Source organism: Thermoanaerobacter siderophilus SR4 (assembly GCF_000262445.1).
Classification (GTDB): Bacteria; Bacillota; Thermoanaerobacteria; order Thermoanaerobacterales; family Thermoanaerobacteraceae; genus Thermoanaerobacter; species Thermoanaerobacter ethanolicus.
In genome coordinates, this window is the sequence record NZ_CM001486.1 from 1,743,216 (window position 1) to 1,758,022 (window position 14,807).

Consider the following 14,807-nt stretch of genomic DNA (forward strand, 5'->3'; position numbering starts at 1 on the left):
TATCAACGATGAATAATATAAAAGATATAGTGATTATAGGTGCTGGTGGATTTGCACGAGAAGTTGCTTGGTTGATTGAAGATATTAATAAAGAAAAACAAAAATGGAATTTATTGGGATTCATTGATGAGAATATACACAATAAGGGAAAGATTTTAAATAACTATCCTGTGTTAGGTGGTTTTGAAGTAATTGAAAAATTTAATGATTTGTATGTAGTTTGTGCAGTAGGCGATCCAAAAATAAAAAGAAATTTAATAACAAAAGCTTTAAGATATAATGTAAAATTCGCAACGCTGATCCATCCTACTGTTATAATGTCACAATATTTGACGATTGGTGAGGGTTCTATAATATGTGCAGGGAATATTATTACTACAAACATAAAAATTGGGTCACATGTTATAGTTAATCTTGACTGTACTATAGGTCATGATGTTGTTATAAGTGATTATGCTACGATATTACCTAGTGTAAATATTTCAGGAAACGTATCTATTGGAGAAGGATGTAGTATTGGTACAGGAAGTGCGATAATACAGGGTAAAAAAATTGGTGAATGGTCAATTATAGGTGCAGGGGCAGTTGTTGTTGATGATATACCGCCTTATTGTACAGCAGTGGGAGTTCCAGCAAAGCCAATAAAATTTCATGAGGAGGATGAATAAATGAAAGTTCCTTTATCAAGACCAGATATTACCCAAAAAGAAATCAACGCAGTTGTAGAAGTTTTAAAGTCGGATATTTTAAGCATTGGACCCAAGATAGAAGAATTTGAAAGAAAGATAGCTGATTACGTAGGGAAAAAATATGCGATTGCAGTGAATAGTGGGACAAGTGCTTTGCATTTAATAGTAAGGTCATTGGGCATAAAAGGTGGAGATGAAGTTATAACTACACCTTTTACTTTTATAGCATCTGTAAACTGTTTTTTATTTGAAAGGGCAAAGCCTGTTTTTGTAGATATTAATCCAGATACATTAAACATGGATATTAGCAAAATAGAAGAAAAAATAACAGAGAAAACCAAAGCAATTCTAACAGTAGACGTCTTTGGACAGCCAATGGACATGGAAAGGGTAAATAAGATAGCCAAAAAATATGGTCTCAAAGTTATTGAGGATTCTTGTGAGGCATTAGGTTCAGAATATAAAGGTATTAAAGCAGGAACTTTGTGTGATGCGGGTGCTTTTGCTTTTTATCCCAATAAACAGATTACAACTGCTGAAGGTGGGGTAATTGTTACAGATAATGAAGAAATTGCACAGCTAAGTAGAAGTATGAGAAGTCAGGGAAGGCCTATTACTGGTTTGTGGTTAGAACACGAACGGCTCGGTTTTAACTACCGTCTTAGTGAGTTACATGCTGCTCTTGGAATAGTTCAGTTAGAAAGGATAGAAGAGATAATTAAGAGGCGTTCAGAAATAGCTGAGAAATATAATGAACGATTGAAAGATGTCAAGGGAGTTAAAATACCATACATTGCTCCTGAAGTAAATAAGATGAGTTGGTTTGTCTATGTGATAAGAGTAGATGAAAACATAGACAGAGATAAGGTGATGCAGTATTTAATTGACAATGATATAGGTTGTAGACCTTATTTTACGCCAGTACATTTACAATCTTACATAAAAAAATTAACTGGCCATAAAGAAGGAGATTTTCCTATAACAGAGAAAGTGGCAAGATCTACAATAGCTTTACCTTTTTTCAATAAAATAACAGATGAACAAATTGATTATGTAGTCGATAAGTTAAAAGAGGCAATAAAGATATATAGTAGGTAAATGGGAGAGATTTATATGCGGAAAAACAAGAGAAAAATTTTATTATTGCTTATTGATATTATCCTATTGAATATAGCATATTTTCTAGCTTTTTATTTGCGTTTTGACTATAATATTCCTCACCAATATTTTCTCTTATACAAAAAAACCTTTTACATAGTAGTTACAGTGACTGTCGTAACATTTATCTTTTTCAAACAATACAATAAAATTTGGAGATATGCAAGTTTACATGATATTATGGATTTGATTATTTTTACTACCATTGGCAGCGCTATGGCTGCTTTTGTTTTACTGTTTTTACAAATACATTTGCCACGTTCTATTTATCCTTTATACTGGTTTTTGAGTGCATTGCTAATAGGTGGAAGTCGTATTGCTTATAGAAGTTATATGGAAAATAACAGTAAAGTTAAAGTAAAGAATATAAAATACAAAAAAGTGTTAATAGTAGGCGCTGGAGATGCTGGGCGTATACTTGTAAGGGAGATAAAAAATCATCCAGAAACAGGTCTTAAGCCTGTAGCAATAGTAGATGATGATGTGTCTAAATTACACAGAAGTATTGATGATGTGCCTGTTGTGGGGAAAATTGATGATATTCAGGAAGTTATTACGGAGAAGGAAATTGATGAAGTTATTTTTGCTATCCCTTCTGCGCCTAGAACTGTTTTGAAAAAAGTTATTGATAAATGTAGTGAAATGCGCATAAAAGTTAAGACATTGCCAGCTATTTATGAGTTAGTCGATGGAACAATATCAATAAGTAGTATAAGAGATGTTGATATAAATGATTTGTTAGGTAGAGAACCTGTCAAAATTGATTTAGAGGAAATAAGCAGTTATATAAAAGGTAAAAAAGTTATGGTTACAGGTGGAGGAGGATCTATTGGGGCTGAACTTTGCAGACAAATAGCCCGATTTTCACCCTCTCGCCTTATTATACTAGACATATACGAAAACAATATGTATGAAGTACAGCAAGAATTGAAAAGAAAATATCCTAAACTTGATGTTGTTTGCTTAGTAGCGAATATAAGAGAAGAAAAGAAAATGAATAAAATTTTTAGTAAGTATACTCCTGATATTGTTTTTCATGCAGCTGCTCATAAACATGTTCCATTAATGGAGGACAGCCCTCATGAAGCTATTAAAAACAATGTATATGGTACATTGAATCTTGTAAAAGTTTCTGACTTATATAGTGTCAATCGCTTTGTAATGATTTCGACAGATAAGGCTGTCAATCCTACAAGTGTTATGGGAGCTTCTAAGCGCATATGTGAGATGATAGTTCAAGAATATGATAAAAAAGTAAAACTGAGTTTGTTGCAGTGCGATTTGGAAATGTGTTAGGAAGCAATGGAAGCGTTATACCTCTTTTTAAAAAGCAGATTGCAGAAGGTGGACCTGTTACGGTGACCCATGAAGAAGTAAAAAGATACTTTATGACAATACCAGAAGCTGTTCAATTGGTTATACAGGCAGGTGCTATGGCAAAGGGTGGCGAAATATTTGTACTTGATATGGGTGAGCCGGTTAAAATTATAGATTTAGCAAGAACGTTAATTCGATTATCGGGTTTTGAACCTGATGTAGATATACCTATTAAGATTATTGGTTTAAGGCCAGGAGAGAAATTATTTGAGGAATTATTAATAAGTGATGATAAATACGTGTCGACGAAGCATGAGAAAATTTTTATTGAAAAGCCCGTTTCTGTTGATTATGGGAATTTAATTTTAACATTGAAAAAATATAAAGATAAGATAGATGATATGGATGAAGATGAAATAAGAGAGTTTATAAAGTCACTTGTACCAGAGTATAATCCTGATTATCAACGTTTCTTAATGGAAGAAGTTGCTGCTACTGAAATAGAATAGTTTTTGAATTTTAATAAGTGAGGAGATACGGATAATGAAAGTTTTAGTCACAGGTGGTGCAGGCTTTATAGGTTCACATGTAGTAGATTTGCTGATTGAAAATGGATATGAAGTCGTAATAGTGGATAATCTTTCAACAGGAAAAGAAGAATTTATAAATAAAAAGGCCATTTTTATAAAAAGACATCATAGATGAAGACTTATGTGAAATATTTGAAAAAGAAAAACCTGATTATGTAATACATCAAGCAGCTCAAATAGATGTTCAAAAATCAATTGATAATTCTGTATTTGATGCAAAAGGAAACGTACTGGGGACAGTAAATTTACTGGAATGCTGCAGAAAAAGTGGTGTTAAAAAGATTGTATATGCTTCATCGGCAGCAGTATATGGAAACCCTGAGTATCTTCCTATTGATGAGAAACATAAAGTAAATCCCATATCTTACTATGGAATATCAAAACATACAGCAGAGCATTACTTTGAGGTATACAGGCAATTGTATGGCTTAAAATATACAATTTTACGCTATGCAAATGTGTATGGGATAAGACAGGACCCAAAAGGAGAAGGTGGAGTAATATCTATTTTTACAGATAAAATGCTTAAAGGAGAAAGACCTATTATTTTCGGAGATGGAAACCAAACGCGTGATTTTGTTTATGTAAAAGATGTGGTTAAAGCCAATCTTTTGGCATTGGAGAGAGGAGATAATGAGGTTGTAAATATAAGCACGAATAAGCCCACGAGTATAAATGAGCTTGTGGAAATGATGAATAAAATTATGAATACCTCTTTAGAACCCGTTTATACAGAGCCTCGGAAAGGAGATATAGTGCATAGTTATCTTGATAATAAAAAGGCTTTGGAGGTACTCGGGTGGAAACCAGAATATAGTTTGGAAGAGGGATTAAAGGAGACAATTGAGTATTATAGGGTGAAATATGTAGAGGATGAGGTTGCAGTAGGGAAAAAAGGATAAGGTTTATTGTAGTTTTATTTTAGGCATGGGAAACGTACCTGTAACATAATAGAGTGTATAATAGAGTGTTTTGACTTATTTTTGTCGAAAAATGACGGAATTTTTATAATATTTTGCGATGGATCTTAAAGGATGAATGGTAAAATAGGAATTAAGGAGATGGAAAGATATGAAATGCAAAGATATTGTACAAAAAATGGAAATTTTTCTTTAATTTAACAACATTTTAAAACTTTTATGAAGAAAGCTTACTAATGAAATTTAAAATTACTATATCCGGATAATTTATAATTTTCACATTTCTGATTCACTATTTCATGTCATAAGGCCTAATATTTCTCTATAACCATCTTCATTTATCCCTACAAAGATTAGTATACTGTACTGAAGGACATGCCCTTCTTCTTTTATTCTTATCACCGTTTTTCTCTTAAAGGTCTTGAATTTCACGCTGCAATAATGGGATCGAGATTTTAACCAGGTCTAAATTTTTTTGTAAGAATTTTTCTAACCAGACTCCCATGCCGCAACAAATGCGGCACCAGCAGAGAATGAAAATGTCCTTTTTTGATGATATAATCAGTATAGCGGCTGGTGAAGGCAGGTCGTTACCATTTTGGTGCCTTGAGCCCGATAACCAGACTGAACCACAACGACCGGGTGCACCACAGACTGTTGCTCCAATATGGAAGCACGCGGGATAGAATAATCGAATAGAGGTTGTTGCACCAGCCCTTCAAATCTAAAAGCCGCTGGAGGATGATACAAATGGAAGTTATATATCCACGCTGTTGTGGCTTAGACATTCATAAAAAGACTGTAGTAGCTTGCGTAATTACACCAGAAGAAAAAGAAATACGTACATTCTCCACGATGACTGAAGATATACTAGCTATGGTGGACTGGATTAAAAGTAAAAGTTGTACACATGTAGCGATGGAAAGTACAGGTTCTTACTGGAAGCCCATTTACAATATTCTTGAGATTGAGGGGCTCAATCCAATGGTAGTAAATGCTAATCATATTAAGAATGTACCGGGAAGAAAAACGGATGTAAAGGATGCGGAGTGGATTGCAGGATTATTGCAGCATGGTTTACTGCAGGGCAGTTATATTCCTTCAAGAGAGCAGCGGGAATTGCGGGAATTAATAAGATATCGACGGAGCTTAATAGAAGAACGTGCCAGAGAAATAAACCGGATGCAAAAAGTATTAGAGGGGGCAAATATTAAACTTGCTTCTGTGACTACAGATATACTGGGGAAATCATCACGTGCGATGATTGAAGCTATAATTAATGGAGAAAAAGATCCTGCCATTTTATCCGAATTGGCTCAGAAACGATTAAAGAATAAGAAAGAAGAACTAAAGAAAGCTTTAAATGGTTTAATAGGGCCACATCAAAGATTAATGTTAAAGACACAGCTGGCACATATAGATTTTCTCGATGAACAAATAGCCTTATTGGATGAAGAGATAAAGAAGCGAATGCTCCCTTTTGAGGAGGACCTGGAGCGTTTAGACACTATTCCAGGAGTGGGCAGACGCACAGCTGAACACATAATAGCTGAAATTGGTACAAACATGGACCAATTTCCTTCTGCTGCGCATCTTTGCTCCTGGGCAGGAGTAGCTCCAGGTAACAATGAAAGTGCAGGGAAACGAAAATCGGGTAGAACACGAAAAGGGAACGAAAAACTACGGTCTGTGTTAGTAGAAGCCGCAAGAGCTGCTGCTCACACGAAAGATACATATTTATCAGCGCAGTATCACCGTATAGCTGCCCGGCGAGGAGCCAATCGCGCTGCAGTTGCTGTAGCTCACAGTATCCTTACGATTGTGTATTATTTATTAAAGCGAAAAGAGAGATATAATGAGTTAGGAGTAAACTATTACGAAGAACGCAAGAAAGAAGCAATTGTGAAACAGTCCATCAAGAAATTAGAGGCATTAGGATTAAAAGTCACCGTGGAGAATGCAGTGTAAGGTTTGTATACACAATTTAATACAATGCCTCGTAAGACCTATAGAGTAATTTTTTTGAAGCGGAATGCTATAGGTTTGTATAGTTATTGTTTTTTTGTCTTTTTCGGCAGTGTTCTATTTTCGGGATAGAAAACTAATTTTTTGTTGCCTCTGTTCAATTTATTTGGCTGTGCCGAGTCGCGGTTGAAAGATATGCTACAGTTGACCATTCTTATGTTCCTAACACAACATCTTTTTAGTAGTTCCTAGGGACTAATGGCGGTGAGAAAGGTGATTTTGCTAAGAAAGTTTTGTATTTTACTTTTTGTTATTTTAAGATATTCAATCATATCTAAATGCTCTCTCACTGAAGTTTATGTACATACCGAATTATAATGCCGGTTGTTTTTTGCAAATGAAAATTCCCCGCTCTTGCAAAATGAGTGCTGGAAAATTTGCCAGCAGTTTACAGCATTATAATTGTATTTGAAAATCATATCAAGGATTCGCTAACGCTCACCCTTATGGGTTTTGTCCTTGACATGATTTTCAAATACAATTACTAAAACCTTATCCTGCTTGGCAAAAAAGCTGGAAATTTTTCGTTGCAATTCTGGGGAATTTTATTTTGCAACTAACATGCCGGTACAACGTTTTTGCAAAATCTATAGAAATTATAAAAAATATAAAGTCTTAGAATTCTCATAACGGTACTAAATTAAGGTATTTCCTGTTTTGTGAGTTGGGGTTTTTAACTTCTTTTTGTCTATTTTATTTCCATCAAAAAATCGAAAATGATTTGTTTATTTTTGCGTAATATAGACTTAAATAAAAATGACACGACAAAAACAAAAAATATATAGGATTTTTTGTTTTTTAATGCAGGATTTTTGAAATATATGCAGAAAGATATATTTAATTGGATTATTCCCAAAATATTTGGAATTTATTTTTGTACCCTGATATTTTTATAAGATGCGCGTTTACAAGGGTCAAGTCCAAATTTTTGTGTAAAATCCCCCTGGTTAGAATATGAACCTTCTTTATCACCACCGTTCAATTCATTGTACTGCTTCCGCCCCATGGTGTCAAGGATACGCTACGCCGGGCTTTTGCCCGTCCTTGACACCATGGGGCTCCAGCAGTTATCAAAAACTAACGGTGGTGATAAAGGTCATTTTATTGAAATAACCTTATCTTTCGATTTTTTTGAAATTTCTTTTTGCCACTCGAAATACTCAGTCATATCTAAATACTTCCTCCCTGAAGCCCATTTTTCATCTTGTTCCATTAACAATGCTCCTATTAGACGAATGCCAGATTCTCGACTTGGGAATATTCTTATAACTCTTTCACGACGACGAATTTCTTCATTTAGACGCTCTAACATATTAGTAGTGCGAAGTCTCCTTCGATAAGGCTCAGGAAGTTCTAAAACCGCTATTGCATCTTTAAACCCTTCTTCTAAAATCTCCATTGCTTTAGGAGCTTTATCTCTATATTCATCTAATACTTGATTTAATAGCATTCTCGCTGTTCTGGGATCTGGTGCTCCAAATATGGCTTTTAGTTTGGCATGTAATTCTTTTTGTAAAGCTTTTGGAGTCTTATCAAGGATATTTCTCATAAAATGTGTTTGGCACCTTTGCCACGTAGCTCCCTGGAAGTGTCGACAAATAGCTTGTACAAGTCCTCTATGATGATCGGAAACTACCAAATCAACTCCATGGAGCCCTCTCTGCTTCAGCCATGAAAAGAATTCGCAAAAGCTATCTTCTGATTCACTGTCTCCTATCATAAGGCCTAATACTTCCCTATAGCCGTCCTCATTTATTCCTACAGCAATTAATACGCTGCGTTGACGAACACGTCCCTCTTCTCTTACTCTTATTACCATTGCATCAACTATGACAAAAGGAAAACTTTTTTCTCTCAAAGGTCTTGAATTCCACGCTGTAATAATAGGATCGAGATTTTTACAAAGCTCGGAAATTGTGGATTTTGAAAATTCAGTCCCACAAAGTTCATAAGTGATTTCTTCGATTTTTCGGGTAGATACTCCATTAACCACCATCTCCATTAGTGCCAACAAAAGGGCCTGCTCACTTCTCTGGTAACGGTTAAAAAGGTCAGTGGTAAATTTGCCATTGCGGAGTCTTGGAACTCTTAAGGTGAGAGTTCCAACTCTGGTAATTAAACTTCTTGAATAATAACCATTACGATAATCCTGTCTTTCTTCTATCCTTTCATAAGGTTCAGCTTTAACTTGTTCAGTAGCCTGAGCTGCTAAAATTTGATTAAGTACAGATTCCAACAACTTAGCTAGCTTTTCATCCTTAGTCCCTTGTACAAAAAGGTAATGCAAAATTTCAGAATCTATGGTAATATTATATTGAGCCATTTCTCATCCCTCCAGTTAGATTTTTTGGTTCGTTTCTATTTCTATTCTAACCAGGGGTGGGGAATGGCTCAACCCCTTTTTACACAATTATATAGACTTAACTTTTACAAGTTTAAAAATAAAACAATTAATCTAAGAAAGGAGTAGTATAACTTGATGTATATACTTATAAGAGAGGTTTCTTCTTATCTTGACGAAAATGCTCTTGCTATTACATTCATTGAGTTACCTTTTGATAATATTGATTATAAAGAAGTATTAGAAGAAATTAAAAATGCGCTTTCTAAGTATATGCAAGAAGGAGGAATTTACCTTCTAGAGTACCAGGAAAGAATAATGCACTGGGGTGCCTCGGATATAAACCATGAATTACAAATCTGGCTTCCTATAGCTGCTTCTTTAATCTCTACAATAGTAGACATTATTAATATGATTTTAAATAGATCGAACTGTTCTTTTTATGAGGTTACTCTTGAGAATGTGGTAGAACACGTTAGGGGTAGGGTTGAATCGTGGTTTAAAACACAAGGAAAAGTGAGTGTTATTAGAGCAGAAGAGAATAAAGATGGTTATTATCTAGAACTTGCTGATGAGGGAAATTCATACTTTAATGTAATGGTGTCAAAAAATGGTGTGGTTACTAGGATCGAAACCCAAAACTTAAATAAATAAACTAAATAAATGAACTTTGCAAATTTTGTAAGAGATTTTGGCAACAAAACATAAATTGTAAATTATAATATTAAATGCAAAACCTGATTATTTATGATAAACTAAAAAATACTCAGTATTTCAGTTGAAAGATTTCCTACCGAGAGATACAATTTTTTATGTATGCGAAAATACATAGGGGAACGGTGGATGTATTTGTCAAGTGACAAATACATGCTTGCATCTCCTATTTTTGAAGATGGAAGAAAAGACCTTCTTATTAAAGGAATAAAAGCGTATTTAGATGATGATTTCCTTGTTGCTTTGCATATTTTGATACCACAAATTGAAGCTTCAATTAGAAATTTAGCAGAGAAGATAGGAGCACCTATATTAAAACCATCTCGTTCAGGGGGATTTCATTATAAAAATTTAGATGATTTATTGACTGATGAAAATATAATCAATGTCCTGGGAGAAGATATGTGTCTTTATCTGAGAGTCTTGCTCTCTGATCCTCGGGGATGGAACTTACGAAATAATGTATGTCATGGTATAAGTCCTACAGAAACTTTTAATCAAATGGCTGCTGACAGAGTTTTTCATGTTTTATTATGTTTAGCTTTAGTGAAAGAGGAGAAGGATAGATGAAGTTGCGGAGGAATATAGAAGCAAAATTATACAATTTTTCATTTTTGTCGAGATATGGCGAAATATTTTTAATGTTTGTGTTGGTTTTTGAGGAATAAATGGTAAAATGGAAATGAGATACCTTAAAAAGATATTGAAGCAGAATTTACCCTAGGTATTTTTTTGGATGTAAGAGCTTTGCCATTTTGGTAAATAAATTATAAAAAGAGGTCAACGCAAAAAACGCTGTTAAAAATTTATGCACCCAAATAGCTTATATCCGGTATACGCTCATTTTTTATAGGGGCTGCAACATTTTTAATGTCAATATACTATAACAATTATTTTTAATGTTAATTTTTGTTGCATTTATGGGAATACTGCTTAGGAATTACTGGAGAAGAGGGGAGACCTGCTAATTCATGATGTGGAGAGTGTACAACAGTTATACTATTCATTATTATCTCTATCTCTTCCTCATTATCTTTTATCTTTTTTCTAAGCTCAACTCTTGGGACTACTACTGTTACTTCATGTGGAATATTGATATTTGTTTTTCTCTCGACACTTATATTAAGACCATAAAGGCTCAGTGTTATTTTATCACTGCCCTCATTTTTATTTTTCCAAATACCTTTTATGATGTTTGCTAATTTACCAAAACACATTATAGATATCCCCCTATATACATATTATGCCTCAAATATATATGTGTTTCACATATGTCAAGTCCAAATTTTTGTGTAAAAATTTCTCTGGATAAAAGTAGGTAAAACATTACGCTTGATGAAATACGAGTTTTACTTTGTATTGAAGAAATTGAAAGAGAGAATTTTTATTTTTAATAACATATGTCGAAATATTTTTGATATTCATATTGGCTTTTAGAGGGCAGAATGATAAAATTATATTAGCTTTAATTTATGGGAGAAGAGTATGGGAGGAGAGGTTGATGTTAATACAGTGTACCAGAAAATTATTAAATGAGTTAAAGATAGATCCTTTACCTTACTCTGATGAAGATCCGTTATTTTGCTGGCATGCCAACTTAATAACTTTGAATCGAAGAAAGAGTGTGGTTCTTGTAAATGACAAAAACAGATATGTTGTAGTTTTGTATAATCTTAAAGCAAAAGATTTTAAAAAGCTGGATGAAATTATACAAGAAGGTATATGTAAAACCTTTTTAGCTGAACACATAAAAGAAGAAGTTGTAGAAGAGTATATGAGAAAAGCTAATGGTATTATATACGCTAAAACAAAGGATAAGTTTTCCGTAGCAAGAATGAATAAGTCTTGTGAGGTTGTAGGTTACGGTGAGGACTTATTGAAGGACAGATCTATTTTTCAAACTATTGTAAGTCGAAAAACAAATAGATATTTTGTAGGGGATGGTAGAGGCGGATATATAAGACCTAGTGAGGAGATGTTTAAAGATTTGCAGGAATTTTGGGGTAAACCTATTTTTGGCAGTAAAGCTGTGAAAGTGAAAGCAAAGCTTGAGTTAGAACGACATAATGTATGGAGAGAGTTGATAATCCCACTTAATATGACATTTCGTGAATTTCATAAAGCTTTACAAATAGTTTTTGGATGGAGAGATTATCATCTCCACGAATTCTATATTTATAGTGATGAGGTTTATAAGAATAGAGATTATAAGCCAGTTGTGCGATTAGTAGGCAATGAAGAAGCTTTTGATGTTCCTACAGAGATAGAGACAAAACTTGAAAGGGATATAGTGTTGTCAGAATATATACCCCATTACAGGAAATTAAAATATATATACGATTTTGGAGCTAACTGGCAAATATATATTGATGTAGAAGATGTTACAGAAAATTATGAACTAAATCATCCCGTCTGTCTTGACGGCGAAGGGGATGCCCCTCCTGAGGATATAGATGGAGAAACTGCTTATGAAAACTTTCTTAAGGCTCTGGAGAATGTAAAGGCTCCCCAAAACTTCGTGGTCAGAATAATAGCAGCAGCTAGAGGATACAGGGAGTTTGATATTGCCATAGTGAATAATGAGCTTAAATGGTATTGTGTGTAGTCTTGATTTTTTAGACCTTAAACCCCTAGTTGATGTTTATTTTACTTGTGATACTTTTAATATAATGCTCGAAAATGATAAACTTCAAGTATCAAAAGAAAGCAATTTATATTTTCACAGAAAGTAAGGATTTGAAAGGAAATTTGTTAAAAATATCCGCATGAGAGTACCAAATTTTTTCAATAGTGCAACATTGCCAAAAGGAAGAATGTAAGGGGGAGAAAAATGTTAGCCCGTTTTGTAGAGCAGGATAAAGAAATAAAAAAGCTTTTTTATCAGAAAATCAAAGAAAAAGAAGAAAGAGAAAAACAAAAACATCTAGACAAAATTAGTGAAGGCTTTTTTGGATGGCTTTTAGAGCCTATTGCGGATGTTGCTTATACATGGAGGCGTATTTCTGAAAAAGAACAGGGAAGTAGTGGTGAAAATTCAGTAGGATGGGCATTGCATTTGTGGCTTCCAAGTAATGCAGTTGTTATAAATGATCTTGTTTTAGAAGTAGAACCTGACGAATTTATACAAATTGACCATCTTGTGTTAAATACGAACGGAATTTTTGTATTAGAGACAAAGTCATGGGATGGGGCTTTTTTAGGGACAAAAGATAAGTGCGTATGAAACAAGGTAATAAATGGGCTGAAGTTCAAAGTCCTACTAATCAAAATGAAAGGCATGTTAAATTGTTTAAAAAATGGTTAGAAGAAAATTTGCCTGATTTACATGAGAGAGTTAAAGATCATATATATCCAATTGTAATATTTAAACGGGCTAAATGGGTGAAAGCTAAAGATTGCAGCATGCCTGTTGTTATTGGCGGAATGGAAGCTGTTGGAGAAATTAGAAAAGTAAAAGGAGAAAATATATGTGAAGAGGATATTAATTTGATTATTGAAGCTGTAAAAAATGCTAAACCGTTAGATCATGAAGAATGGAAGAGAAAGCATAGTAAAAGGAAAGAAGAGGATGAAAAAAGATACCAAGTTACAACAGGGAAAACTTCAAGTGGTAAAATGTATGTAAGGATTTTGGGAACAAAGGAAGATGCCCAAAAAGTTGCAGAGGAGTATAAAAACCAAAATTATACAATAAGCGAAATAAGGCAGGATAAGAAAGATAAAAATGTGTGGTTTTTTTATTATTCTTAAAGCTTGAAAAATAGTAAAGGTGTTAGGTGAAGCTAAGTTATTAATATTATCCTCAGGGCTTTGCTGTGTTACACATTTTCATTTTTGTCGATATATGTCGAAATATTTTTAATATTTGTATTGGTCTTTAGGAAATAAAATGGTAAAATGAATACAGAATGAAAATTATTTAGAGACTTAGTAACAGCAATTATAAATTGTTATTCAAAACTTATCATTTATGAGATATAATAATATTAAGAAGGAGCAAAATGTCATGGATGATAAAAATGTAAAGGAAGCTATTCACAATCAGCATGACAAAGGGTATAAATTTTTGTTATCCAGTAAGCGAGTGTTTATAGAGTTATTAAGAAGTTTTGTAAAACATGAATGGGTAAATGATATAGACGAGGCAAATGTAGTTAGAGTAGATAAGTCATTTGTATTACAAGACTTTGCAGATAAAGAAGCAGACTTAGTTTACAGAGTAAAATTAAAAGAAAAAGAAGTTATATTTTATATATTGATGGAATTACAATCTACAGTTGACTATCAAATGCCCTACAGATTACTTTTATATATGGTAGAGATATGGAGAAGCATACTAAAAGACATACCAAAAAAGAATCAAGAAGGAAAGATTTTAAATTACCAGTTATAGTACCGATAGTATTGTACAACGGAGTCCGTAAGTGGACAGCAAAAACAAGCTACAAAGAAACACTAAATTCCTATGAAACCTTTGGAGAATATGCAGTAGATTTCAAATATATACTAGTAGATGTAAATAGGTATACAAAAGAAGAATTATTAAAGTTAGAAAACTTAATAGCTTCTGTATTTTTATTAGAACAAAAAGTAGAATTTGAAGAAATAATGAAAAGGCTTAAGGAATTATCAGAGATATTAAACAACTTGGATAAAGATGAAATATTATTATTTAAAGCATGGTTTAAAAAGATATTACTAGCTAGATTGCCGGAAGAAGAGCGAGAAAATATAGAGAGGATAATAGATGAAAACAAGGAGGTGAAAATAATGATATCAAATCTTGAAAAAACCATATTGCAAGAGATGAAAGAGCGCGAGAAAAGGGGTATTGAAAAAGGGATAGAAAAAGGAATAGAAAAAGGCATGGAGAGGGGAATAGGAGTAACTGTTATTAAGTTATTAGAGAAGAAATTTGGAAATGTTCCTGAAGAATATGTAAAGAAAATAGATGGTGCAAACAGAGAAACATTGATGGCTATTGTTGATAATATATTTGAGATAGATAAAATAGAGGATTTAGATAAGTTCTTGAAATAAAGGTACTATGAAA

At 33.4% G+C, this 14,807-nt stretch carries 11 protein-coding genes and 3 pseudogenes; 11 read left to right on the forward strand and 3 right to left on the reverse strand.

The annotated features are described in order from the left end of the window. The first annotated feature begins 8 nt into the window (after positions 1-8). The 4 genes and pseudogenes from THESIDRAFT1_RS08530 to THESIDRAFT1_RS08545 all read left to right on the forward strand — a co-directional run bounded on the left by THESIDRAFT1_RS08530 (position 9) and on the right by THESIDRAFT1_RS08545 (position 4,656). Positions 9-668, forward strand: coding sequence for an acetyltransferase (locus tag THESIDRAFT1_RS08530; RefSeq protein ID WP_006570122.1), 660 nt, complete (start codon positions 9-11; stop codon positions 666-668). Next, a complete protein-coding gene (locus THESIDRAFT1_RS08535; RefSeq protein WP_006570123.1) occupies positions 669-1,787 on the forward strand; it encodes a DegT/DnrJ/EryC1/StrS family aminotransferase in 1,119 nt (372 codons plus the stop codon). Positions 1,788-2,027: 240 nt separating this feature from the next. Continuing rightward, positions 2,028-3,673, forward strand: a pseudogene (locus tag THESIDRAFT1_RS08540) (polysaccharide biosynthesis protein). A gap of 34 nt (positions 3,674-3,707) precedes the next feature. After that, a pseudogene (locus THESIDRAFT1_RS08545) lies at positions 3,708-4,656 on the forward strand (SDR family oxidoreductase). Between the two features lie 315 nt (positions 4,657-4,971). Here the strand turns inward: THESIDRAFT1_RS08545 and THESIDRAFT1_RS13270 are convergent. Continuing rightward, the gene (locus THESIDRAFT1_RS13270; RefSeq protein ID WP_244262618.1) at positions 4,972-5,076 is read right to left on the reverse strand and encodes a transposase; all 105 of its coding nucleotides are present in this window, start codon (positions 5,074-5,076) and stop codon (positions 4,972-4,974) included. 348 nt (positions 5,077-5,424) lie between these two features. Here THESIDRAFT1_RS13270 and THESIDRAFT1_RS08550 point away from each other — a divergent pair, with 348 nt between their 5' ends. Further along, positions 5,425-6,642 carry an IS110 family RNA-guided transposase gene (locus THESIDRAFT1_RS08550; protein ID WP_006570126.1) on the forward strand — a complete coding sequence of 406 codons (1,218 nt, stop codon included), beginning with the start codon at positions 5,425-5,427 and terminating at the stop codon, positions 6,640-6,642. Positions 6,643-7,795: 1,153 nt separating this feature from the next. Here THESIDRAFT1_RS08550 and THESIDRAFT1_RS08555 read toward each other — a convergent pair. Beyond that, positions 7,796-9,022, reverse strand: coding sequence for an IS256 family transposase (locus tag THESIDRAFT1_RS08555; RefSeq protein ID WP_006570127.1), 1,227 nt, complete (start codon positions 9,020-9,022; stop codon positions 7,796-7,798). A 153-nt stretch (positions 9,023-9,175) separates the two neighbouring features. Between THESIDRAFT1_RS08555 and THESIDRAFT1_RS08560 the strand changes: the two genes are divergently transcribed. Continuing rightward, positions 9,176-9,694 (forward strand): hypothetical protein, encoded by a 519-nt coding sequence (locus THESIDRAFT1_RS08560; RefSeq protein ID WP_039929290.1) that lies wholly within the window; start codon positions 9,176-9,178, stop codon positions 9,692-9,694. A 189-nt stretch (positions 9,695-9,883) separates the two neighbouring features. Continuing rightward, positions 9,884-10,324, forward strand: coding sequence for a DUF4209 domain-containing protein (locus THESIDRAFT1_RS08565; RefSeq protein WP_039929293.1), 441 nt, complete (start codon positions 9,884-9,886; stop codon positions 10,322-10,324). A 332-nt stretch (positions 10,325-10,656) separates the two neighbouring features. Here the strand turns inward: THESIDRAFT1_RS08565 and THESIDRAFT1_RS08570 are convergent, their stop codons facing one another. Further along, positions 10,657-10,971, reverse strand: a complete 315-nt coding sequence (locus THESIDRAFT1_RS08570) for a hypothetical protein (protein WP_004397309.1) — start codon at positions 10,969-10,971, stop codon at positions 10,657-10,659. A gap of 284 nt (positions 10,972-11,255) precedes the next feature. Between THESIDRAFT1_RS08570 and THESIDRAFT1_RS08575 the strand changes: the two genes are divergently transcribed. From THESIDRAFT1_RS08575 to THESIDRAFT1_RS08585, 4 genes and pseudogenes are all read left to right on the forward strand, one after another. Further along, the gene (locus THESIDRAFT1_RS08575) at positions 11,256-12,359 is read left to right on the forward strand and encodes a plasmid pRiA4b ORF-3 family protein (RefSeq protein WP_006570130.1); all 1,104 of its coding nucleotides are present in this window, start codon (positions 11,256-11,258) and stop codon (positions 12,357-12,359) included. Positions 12,360-12,584: 225 nt separating this feature from the next. Then, positions 12,585-12,977 carry a nuclease-related domain-containing protein gene (locus tag THESIDRAFT1_RS14960; RefSeq protein ID WP_244262619.1) on the forward strand — a complete coding sequence of 131 codons (393 nt, stop codon included), beginning with the start codon at positions 12,585-12,587 and terminating at the stop codon, positions 12,975-12,977. Further along, complete coding sequence (locus tag THESIDRAFT1_RS14965) at positions 12,974-13,504, forward strand: hypothetical protein (RefSeq protein WP_244262620.1); 531 nt, start codon at positions 12,974-12,976, stop codon at positions 13,502-13,504. The genes THESIDRAFT1_RS14960 and THESIDRAFT1_RS14965 overlap by 4 nt, the downstream gene beginning before the upstream one ends. Positions 13,505-13,760: 256 nt before the next feature. Further along, positions 13,761-14,794: pseudogene (locus tag THESIDRAFT1_RS08585) on the forward strand (Rpn family recombination-promoting nuclease/putative transposase). Positions 14,795-14,807 lie beyond the last annotated feature (13 nt).

Bases quoted from the DNA above. Each gene is read 5' to 3' on its own strand.
- THESIDRAFT1_RS08530 (WP_006570122.1), top strand. From the start codon at position 9: ATGAATAATATAAAAGATATAGTGATTATAGGTGCTGGTGGATTTGCA.
- THESIDRAFT1_RS08535 (WP_006570123.1), top strand. From the start codon at position 669: ATGAAAGTTCCTTTATCAAGACCAGATATTACCCAAAAAGAAATCAAC.
- THESIDRAFT1_RS08550 (WP_006570126.1), top strand. From the start codon at position 5,425: ATGGAAGTTATATATCCACGCTGTTGTGGCTTAGACATTCATAAAAAG.
- THESIDRAFT1_RS08555 (WP_006570127.1), bottom strand. From the start codon at position 9,022: ATGGCTCAATATAATATTACCATAGATTCTGAAATTTTGCATTACCTT.
- THESIDRAFT1_RS08565 (WP_039929293.1), top strand. From the start codon at position 9,884: ATGTATTTGTCAAGTGACAAATACATGCTTGCATCTCCTATTTTTGAA.
- THESIDRAFT1_RS08570 (WP_004397309.1), bottom strand. From the start codon at position 10,971: ATGTGTTTTGGTAAATTAGCAAACATCATAAAAGGTATTTGGAAAAAT.
- THESIDRAFT1_RS08575 (WP_006570130.1), top strand. From the start codon at position 11,256: ATGTTAATACAGTGTACCAGAAAATTATTAAATGAGTTAAAGATAGAT.
- THESIDRAFT1_RS14960 (WP_244262619.1), top strand. From the start codon at position 12,585: ATGTTAGCCCGTTTTGTAGAGCAGGATAAAGAAATAAAAAAGCTTTTT.
- THESIDRAFT1_RS14965 (WP_244262620.1), top strand. From the start codon at position 12,974: ATGAAACAAGGTAATAAATGGGCTGAAGTTCAAAGTCCTACTAATCAA.